General features: G+C 47.0%; 4 protein-coding genes. 1 reads left to right on the top strand and 3 read right to left on the bottom strand.

Going from position 1 to position 6,812, the window contains the following annotated elements:
• Positions 1-74: 74 nt before the first annotated feature.
• The 3 genes from dnaJ to grpE all read right to left on the bottom strand — a co-directional run bounded on the left by dnaJ (position 75) and on the right by grpE (position 4,212).
• Positions 75-1,205: a molecular chaperone DnaJ gene (gene dnaJ, locus PL9631_RS14710; RefSeq protein ID WP_083621448.1), complete on the bottom strand. Its 1,131-nt coding sequence runs from the start codon at positions 1,203-1,205 to the stop codon at positions 75-77.
• An 18-nt stretch (positions 1,206-1,223) separates the two neighbouring features.
• Entirely contained in the window at positions 1,224-3,290 is a 2,067-nt protein-coding gene (gene dnaK, locus PL9631_RS14705; RefSeq protein ID WP_083621447.1) for a molecular chaperone DnaK, read from the bottom strand.
• Positions 3,291-3,468: 178 nt separating this feature from the next.
• Positions 3,469-4,212, bottom strand: coding sequence for a nucleotide exchange factor GrpE (grpE, locus tag PL9631_RS14700; protein ID WP_083621446.1), 744 nt, complete (start codon positions 4,210-4,212; stop codon positions 3,469-3,471).
• A 450-nt stretch (positions 4,213-4,662) separates the two neighbouring features.
• On the opposite strand from grpE, the gene PL9631_RS14695 reads away from it, so the two are divergent.
• Entirely contained in the window at positions 4,663-6,666 is a 2,004-nt protein-coding gene (locus PL9631_RS14695) for a GspE/PulE family protein (RefSeq protein WP_083621445.1), read from the top strand.
• Positions 6,667-6,812: the final 146 nt, after the last annotated feature.

Raw genomic sequence — 6,812 nt, 5'->3', positions numbered from 1 at the left:
CCTCCCCTGCCTCCCCTGCTCCCCCTGCCTCCTCTGCCTCCCCTGCTCCCCCTGCCTCCTCTGCCCCTGCTCCCTTACTTCTGGTGGAACAAGTTACCCAGAAACCCCTCAATTCCGCTCTTTCCCGTGCGATCGCCTCGAATTTTGACCAACTGTTCCAGCAGTTCCCGTTCTTCCGGTGCCACCTTGGTCGGAATTTCCACCTGAACTGTAATTAAATGATCCCCCCGACTCACCGGATTTCCCAGACGGGGAACCCCCTTATTTTCCAGGGTTAATACCGTTCCCGGTTGAGTTCCCGCCGGAATCGTTAACTTAGTGGGGCCATCAACGGTTTCCACCTCAAAATCAAAACCCAGGATCGCCTGAAGATAGCTAATTTTGACTTCCGATAGAATGTTAATCCCATCCCGTTTAAATTTCGGATCGGGTGCCACCGAGAGGAACACATATAAATCTCCTGGGGGCCCACTGCGTTTGCCCGCATCCCCCTCGTTAGCGACCCGTAGACGAGTGCCATTATCCACCCCGGCCGGAACATTAATTTTTAGTTTCTTCGTGACTTCATTTAAGCCCCGACCGCCACAGGTGGAACATTTATCCTCAATCATTTGTCCCGTACCATTACAGTTCGGACAAACGGAAACCTGAGTAAAACTACCGAAGGGAGTCCGAGTCGCCCGACGGACTTGGCCACTGCCGCCACAGGTAGAACAGGTTTGGGGGCGAGTCCCCGGTTTTGCCCCGGTTCCGGTGCAGGTTTCACAGGTTTCTAAATGCTTAATGCGGATTTCTTTTTCTCCGCCAAAAATCGCTTCTTTGAACTCTAAACGTAGGTCTAAGCGCAGATCATCCCCCCGCACAGGGCCAGTGCGTTTACGCGCTTGGGTATTACCGCCCGCCCCGCCGCCGAACCCACTGAAGAAGCTCTCAAAAATATCTGTAAACGGATCGGTAAAGTTGGGGTCAAAGCCACCCGCACCACTAGATACTCCCGCTTCTCCAAAGCGGTCATATCGCGCCCGTAACTCCGGTTCTTTTAACACTTCATAGGCGCGACTAATTTCTTTGAACCGTTCTTCCGCGCCCGCTTCTTTATTCACATCGGGGTGATACTTGCGAGCTAGGCGACGATAGGCACGCTTAAGTTCTTCTGTATCTGCCTCACGGGAGACACCCAATATTTCATAATAATCGCCTGCCATAGAGTATTTTGCCTAAAATTATTCAGTGAATTGAGAGGTAAAAGGATTGCCCGGATCGGGTGCTGGCTCTGGAACAGAAACCGGATCTATTCCAAAGGGGGTGTCGATACTGTTATTCACGAGGGATAACCCGCTACTGGTATCATCTGTATCTTCCATGCCTTCTAAATCTTCTGCATTTTCCGTGTTTTCTACATCTTCTTGAGTGGCATCCAATTCTGAATCCTCAGAAGCGAAAGACGAAGACGGGGACGGGGACGGGGAAGAATTCTGGCCAGCTTGTTCATAAATGGCCGAACCCAAAGCATACAACATTTCTTGGAACGATTCCACCTGTTGTTTCATCTGGTCGTAGGAGATCTCGGTATTAGCCACGGCTTTTTTTAGGGCGGCAGCTTCTTGACGGACTCGTTCTTTGAGTTGATCGCTAATTCGGTTAGCACTCCCTTTCAGGGTTTCTTTACAATTATAGAATAGGGTTTCGGACTGATTTTTCAGATCGGCAACTAAACGCCGTTTTTCATCTTCATCGGCATAAACTTCTGCTTCTTGACGCATCCGTTCAATTTCCGCTTCCGTCAGTCCTCCGGTATTACTAATTTCAATGCTTTGTTCCCGCCCCGTGCCCTTATCCTGAGCCGAAACTTTCAGAATGCCATTAGCATCGAGATCAAAGGCGACTTCAATTTGAGGGATACCCCGTTTAGCCGCCGGAATACCACTGAGGAGGAACTTACCTAAACTTTTATTATCCTTTGCCATGGCCCGTTCTCCTTGGAGGACGTGAATTTCTACGGAGGACTGACCATCAACGGCCGTAGAAAACATTTGAGAACGACTCGTGGGAATAGTGGTATTGCGTTCAATAATTTTAGTTGAGACTCCCCCCAAGGTTTCTAAACCCAAAGATAAAGGGGTAATATCTAATAACAATAAATCCTTTACTTCCCCAGCCAAGACCCCGGCTTGGATGGCAGCACCTAAAGCAACCGCTTCATCGGGGTTAACGGAACGGTCTGGGGCGCGACCGCCAAAATAATCACTAATCGCTTGTTGCACCGCCGGAATCCGGGTAGACCCCCCGACTAAAATAATCCGATTAATTTGATCTGGTTGTAAACTAGCATCTTTGAGGGCTTGGGCAACGGGTTCAATAGTTCTGTCTACGAGATGTTTCACTAACCCTTCAAATTCACCTCGACCGAGTTCTAGTTCCAAATGTTTGGGCCCAGAATCATCGGAGACAATAAAGGGTAAATTAATGGAAGTGGTGTTGCGATTGGATAACTCAATTTTGGCTTTTTCGGCGGCTTCCCGTAACCGTTGCACCGCCATTTTTTCTGATGATAGGTTAATTCCTTCCTGGGTTTTGAATTTTTGGATCATCCATTGGACGAGACAGTTATCAAAATCATCGCCACCGAGATGATTATTTCCGGCGGTTGATTTGACTTCAAAAATCCCGTCTCCGAGTTGCAAAATGGAGACATCGAAAGTACCGCCACCGAGGTCAAATACTAAAATTTTCTGTTCTTGATCTTGTTTATCTAACCCATAGGAGAGAGCCGCCGCCGTGGGTTCGTTGATAATCCGGAGCACGTCTAACCCGGCAATGGTTCCGCCGTCCTTGGTGGCTTGTCTTTGGGCATCGGTAAAATAGGCGGGAACCGTAATTACCGCTTGGGTGACGGCTTCCCCCAAATAGGCTTCTGCATCTTCCTTGAGCTTTTGTAAGACCATCGCCGAGATTTCTTGGGGGGTGTAAACTTGCTCGCGAATTTTCACATTCACGGTATCGTCCTTGCCCTTCACACAGTTATAGGGAACCCGGGAGCGTTCTTCTTCGGTATCTTCCCAGCGACGCCCGATAAACCGCTTAATGCTGTAAACGGTATTTTCTGCATTGGTAACGACTTGTCGCTTGCCTAATTGACCGATGAGGCGATCGCCATACTTACCGAATCCCACAATACTAGGAGTGGTTCGTCCTCCTTCAGAATTGGCAATTACAATCGGTTGCCCCCCCTCTAAGACCGCCACACAACTGTTTGTTGTTCCTAAGTCAATGCCAATGACTTTTCCCATAACTCCTCTTATCAGTTATCAGTTATCAGTTATCAGTCGATAGTTAATAGTTATCAGTTATCCGTAAACAGTTATTATCAGTCAAAAATTATTTTCAGTAATCAGTTATCAGTATTATCAATCAATAACTAGGTATTAACTATTAACTGATTACTGATTACTGATTACTGATAACTGATTAAGGGGTTTCTGCGTCGGCTGTTGATTCTTGTGTAGAATCGGTTTCAGGAGCGGTTGCTACCTTCACCATGGCATGACGTAACACCTTTTCGCCCAATTGGTAACCGTGCATTAAATCCTCAATGACCGTTCCTTCCGGGTAAGCATCCGTAGGTTCTCGCATCACCGCTTCATGTAAATTCGGGTCAAAAGGCTGTCCTTCTGGACGCATCACCGCTACCCCAAGTTGTTTGAGGCAATCTACCATTAATTTATAAACCCCTTGGTAACTTTTGTGGATGTTCGATTCCGCGTCGGTTTGGGGTTTAATTTGGGATCTGGCCCGATCAAAGTTATCCACCACCGGGAGTAATGGCTTCAGGGTTGACCCTTTAATGGAAATTTCTAAATCTTCTTTTTCCTTTTGAGTCCGTTTGCGGAAGTTCTCAAAATCCGCTGCTAGACGGCGATATTGCCCTGTCATGTCTTCTAGTTGAGCTTTCAAGGAAGTATTGGCTTCTGCTAAGCCCATGAACTCTTGCTGAAGACTATCCCCTGTGGATTCCATTTCCTGGCCAAAGGTTGTTTCAGATGATGCTTCAGTTGCCGTCCCATCCGTGGCGACTGAAGTTTCAGTGCTTGATTCTATCTCCGTTGTGGCATCATGTTCGAGATCGCCAAAGCTTTTCGCTTCCGATTCAGAGGTTGAATAGGATTGACCCGTTAGTTCATCAGGATTATTCGCGGTTGAATTAGACACCATAATCGTACTTTGTCCTTGTTAATCATAAAAAATCAAGCGAGATTTCCTAAACCTTCAAGATATTAGGAGCAACCTCACCCTTGATGATCATGACGTAAACGTTACTTCAAAAATTTTAACTGAATCGGAGCCCTTCGTTCCATGTCAGAGGGAACACCACAACAGCGCAACAGCGCAACAGTAAGATTTGTGAGGAGAAGTTGGCTTGAATCAGAAGATCTTCTATTGAGTTGTCTCAACTATTAAATCTTAAAATACAACCCCGTGAGCGAGGAAAAGCTATTATCAAGATAGATCATGGGTAAATCAATGATCGTGGCTGAGATAGAGTCTGTGTGAAAACCCAGATCAGTCCCAGATGAAATCGGTTATATTCTGGGGAACTTGACTCTTAGATGGGTCTGAGAATCGGCTGGACAATTTAAAAGATATATAACTTAAGTCTAGGCTATGACTAATACATCCCAAAGACGCGCCTTAGTTGTTCAAAGTAATACTCCCTTTGGCAACAAATTAATTCAATCTGGTTATATTAATCCTGAGCAGTTGCAGCAGGCTATAAAAACAGCCCGCCCCGGTCAGCCCCTAACGGAAATTTTAGAATCGATCACGGGTCAGCCCCTGCCGCCGGAGTTAGCGCGTCAGTACAAAAAACAACAGTTATTTGAACTGAGAATTATTCATGGGGTCGAAGCCTATGATCCTGAAATTGAACCGATGACGAACGAAGAACTCGAAGTCATGCTGAAATTTCTGGAGACGGGTTTAGAAACTTGTAAACGCCATCGCTTCATTCCCCTACGCACCGTCGAAAATGATCCCTCCTCGGTTTTGATTGCGATGGTTGACCCCGATAACCTGACGGCCTTGGAGGAGTTAAGAAACCAAATTCTACGACCCAAAGCCCTGAAGTTACAACGGCGGGTGATTACCCATGAAGATTATGATCAAATCATTTCTGCCTATAGTAACGAGGACGTTAAAAAGAAAGCCGCAGATGCAGCCCGTCGCGAACAAGAAAAATTAGATTTTACCGCCGGGGATTTCGACACCACAGACCTTGAAGATGTGGGGGATGAAGGCGGTGGGATGGACTTGGCCGATGAAATCGAACAATCGGAAACAGCCCCGGTGATTAAAGCGGTGAACGTGATTTTAGCTAAAGCTCTTTCGGAAGGAGTTTCCGATATTCACGTGGAGCCCCAAGAACATGAGATGCGGATTCGGATGCGTCGAGATGGGGTTTTAGAGGAATATTATAAGTTTCCGAAAAAGGTGATTCCCGCCATTACCTCCCGGTTTAAGATTCTAGCGGAAATGGATATCGCCGAACGCCGTCAAGCCCAGGATGGTCGGATTCGTCGGAAGTTTCGAGGACGGACGGTGGATTTTCGGGTGAATAGTCTCCCCAGTCGCTACGGGGAAAAAATTGTTTTGCGGATTTTGGATAGTTCCTCAACTCAATTAGGCTTAGATAAATTAATTACTGATCAAGAAACCTTAGCCTTAGTTCGGGAAACCGCTTCTCGACCCTTTGGATTGATTCTAGTCACCGGGCCAACGGGTTCAGGAAAATCCACCTCCCTATATTCGGTTTTAGCCGAACGCAACGATCCCGGGATTAATATTAGTACGGCCGAAGACCCGATTGAATATGCCTTACCCGGGATTACCCAATGTCAGGTGATTCGAGAGAAAAATTTAACTTTTGCTAATATTTTACGGGCGTTTTTACGACAAGATCCCGATGTATTGCTGGTGGGAGAAACCCGGGATTTAGAAACGGCAAAAACTTCTATTGAAGCCGCCTTAACCGGACACTTAGTGTTAACGACTTTACACACAAACGACGCGGCGGGGGCGATCGCCCGTTTGGATGAAATGGGGGTGGAACCTTTCATGGTGTCAGCCGCCTTATTAGGGATTCTCGCCCAACGTCTGATGCGTCGGGTTTGTGGCGAGTGTCGGGTTCCCTATACCCCCACGGTTGAAGAACTCGGTCGTTATGGACTGTCGGCCTCCCAAGAAGTTGATATTACCTTCTATAAAGCCAATACCATTCCCCCTGAACAACGCAAGCATCTGACGGATGGGGGTCAGTTGTGCAAAAAATGTAATGGACTTGGTTATAAGGGTCGGGTTGGGGTCTACGAATTCTTAAAGGTGACGGAAAGACTGCAAACCCTAATTACCAAAGGCGCCCCCACGGAACAAATTAAGGAAGCGGCCGTGGAAGAAGGCATGAAAACCATCTTAGCCTACAGTTTGCAGCTAGTCCGCGAGGGCTATACCACCTTTGAAGAAGTGGAACGGGTGACGTTTACCGATTCGGGTTTGGAAGCGGAACTCAAGGCTAAACGCAAACAGGGCTTAACCTGTAAGAGTTGTGAAGCGGAATTGAAACCGGAATGGCTGGATTGTCCCTATTGCATGACCCCGCGCTTTACTAGCTAAAAATAGGGGAAAATTGCTGCTTCCCACTCCTTACCCAAGGGTGTCGGTGCTCAGTAAAACGCAACTCTTGGGAATACTAGGAGAAATTCTTAATTTTCAGAGGTCTTGGGCCAAGACCTGAACATCTCAAATTATTGCAACTGTAT

This window comes from Planktothrix paucivesiculata PCC 9631 (assembly GCF_900009265.2).
Classification (GTDB): Bacteria; Cyanobacteriota; Cyanobacteriia; order Cyanobacteriales; family Microcoleaceae; genus Planktothrix; species Planktothrix paucivesiculata.
The sequence above is the reverse complement of the archived record's forward strand: the minus strand, read 5'-3'. Positions and strand labels throughout refer to the sequence as shown.